This window comes from Streptomyces sp. NPDC033131 (genome assembly GCF_055578365.1).
This window is the reverse complement of record NZ_JBVIPA010000109.1, coordinates 1-2328: the sequence shown is the minus strand read 5'-3', so window position 1 is coordinate 2328 and position 2328 is coordinate 1. Positions and strand designations below refer to the sequence as shown.

1 protein-coding gene and 1 pseudogene are annotated in these 2328 nt (G+C 67.1%); both read left to right on the top strand.

Annotation, left to right across the window (positions count from 1 at the left end; genetic code table 11):
• A pseudogene (locus tag ACZ5XS_RS45655) lies at nucleotides 1–414 on the top strand (hypothetical protein); the annotation flags it as partial.
• Between the two features lie 172 nt (nucleotides 415–586).
• Nucleotides 587–2227 (top strand): IS1634 family transposase, encoded by a 1641-nt coding sequence (locus tag ACZ5XS_RS45650; RefSeq protein WP_468661625.1) that lies wholly within the window; start codon nucleotides 587–589, stop codon nucleotides 2225–2227.
• The last annotated feature ends 101 nt before the right edge of the window (nucleotides 2228–2328 follow it).

Genomic DNA, 2328 nt, shown 5'->3' with positions numbered 1-2328 from the left:
CTCGACGCCTGGGCACGCGATGAGGATGTGTTGCGGCGTCTGACCGAGGCTTCGCCTGGAGCGAGGGTTGAGTGGTACGGGGAGGGCCGTACCGGCTGGCCCGCGAGTGTGTGCCTGGACGTGGAGAGCTTCGAGCAGGCGCGTGAGGCCATGGAGACTTGGGCTGCCATCACCAGGTGTTACGTCCTATGGCATGACCTGAAGTGGCCGGCCGTGCCTGAACTCGGGCTGGACGAGGAGTACAAGTACGCCGAGTTGCAGGTCGCGTGCAACAGCTACGACATCCACTGCGAGGAGTGGGCGGCCGAGCACACAGTCTTCGTCCATACACGACCCGGCCATGACGATCGTGCCGCTTGGCTGGCAGCACAGGTCAACGCCCGAGTCGTCGGGCCCTCTGAGTTCGGGTGGTAGCTCGCCAAACAATCTCGGCGATCGTCTGGCAGGAGATCGTCTAGACCCGGATTTCGCACGTGCCTCGTTCGGTTGGAACGGGGCATGTGCGGTGCCGGATGGGTGGTCTGTTCGTTGATGTGATGTGTCGATGATTTCGCGTGCCAAGCGGCCACGGGTGCACCGTCCACGGATGAACGTGGAGATCGCGCCGGTGGTGGAGAGGCGTCTGGGCGCTCTGCCTGCCTCTGCCGAGTTTCTGCGCCGGCTGGACGTGGCCGCGATCATCGACGAGCTGTGCCCGGTCCGTGAGGTTGCGCATCTGACCCACGGGCAGGTCATCGAGGTGCTGGTCGCCAACCGGCTGTCCGCGCCCGCACCGCTGGTGCGGGTCGGTGACTGGGCCCGTGAATGGGCTGTCGAGGAGGTCTTCGGGATCGAGGCGGACCTGCTCAACGACGACCGCATCGGCCGAGCACTGGACGCCATCGCGCCCGAGCTGGAGCACATCGTCGGCACGGTCGGTGCGAGCGCGATCGCCGAATTCGGCATCGATGTCTCGCGCCTGCACTGGGACATGACCAGCATCTCCCTGCATGGCGCCTACGAGAGGCCGGAAGAGGGGTTCCCGCAGGTCAAGTACGGTCACCCCAAGGACCGCCGGGCGGATTTGAAGCAGATCCAGGCCGGGATCGCGATCTCGGCGGACGGCGGCATCCCCGTCTTCCACCGCGCCTACGACGGCGGGGCCGGCGAGGTCTCCCAGGTTGTCGGGGCGATGATGGCCCTGCGTGAACTGGCCGCGCCCCGCGACTTCCTGATGGTCGGCGACTCGAAACTGATCTCCTACGGCAACCTGCTGGCCCTTCAGGAAGCCGGAGTGAAGTTCATCGCCCCGGCGCCTGCGGCCAAGATTCCCGATGGCCTGTTCGCCGGCCTCGACGCGGGCCAGGCCCGCCTGGTCGACTACACCGCCGGGCGGGACGCGGGAAAGCCACCTGCCCAGCGTGGCCAGTACCGCGTGCTGGAAGACACCCAGACCCTGACCGGTCCACGCAAGCGCGACCCGCGGGTCACCGTGCGCCGGATCCTGGTCCACTCCAGCGCCAACGCCGCTGCCCAGCAGGCCGCCCGCACCCGGCGCCTGGAGAAGGCCCGTGAGGAACTGGACAAACTCCACTCCGCCTGCGGCGGTCGGCACTACGCCACCGCCCAGAAGGTCACCGCCCGGATCGGTGTGATCACCAGCAAACGCCGTATCGGCTCCTGCCTGGTCACCTCCATCAGCACCGATGAGGCCGGACGACCCGCCCTGACCTGGCACTACGACCAGGAAGTCCTGGCCGCCCAAGCCGCCACGGACGGCTGGTACGCACTGCTGACCACCCTCGATCCCACAGAGGCCGACGCCGCCGAGGTCCTCATCCGCTACAAGGGCCAGCCGGTGATCGAGCGCCGCTACAGCGACTTCAAGGGTCCGCTCGCCGTGGCCCCGGTGTTCTTGCACCACAACCGGCGCATCGCCGCTCTGATCACCGTCATCTGCCTGGCCCTGCTGGTGTTCTGCCTCATCGAACGACAAGTTCGCCAGGCCCTGGGCGGCAACCAGACCATGCGCGGGCTCTACCCCGACAACCGGGCCCTCCGACCCACCGGACGCATGATCCTCTACCACCTCGCCGACCTCCGGATCCGGGTCGGAACAGCCACCGACCCGCCAACCATCCTGATCACCCGCTCCGTTCAAGCCCACCTACTCGACCTACTCGGCATCGACGAAACACGCCCCCGCTGGCTGGAGACCTCAAAGCCCATGTGCGAAATCCGGGTCTAGAGCAGGCGCCGAGAAATCACCCGACGCCGATCCGACATCTCAACCGCACCTCGGCGGCTGGTTCGAGCGGCCGGTGTGAGGCTTGAAGTCGTATGCGCAGG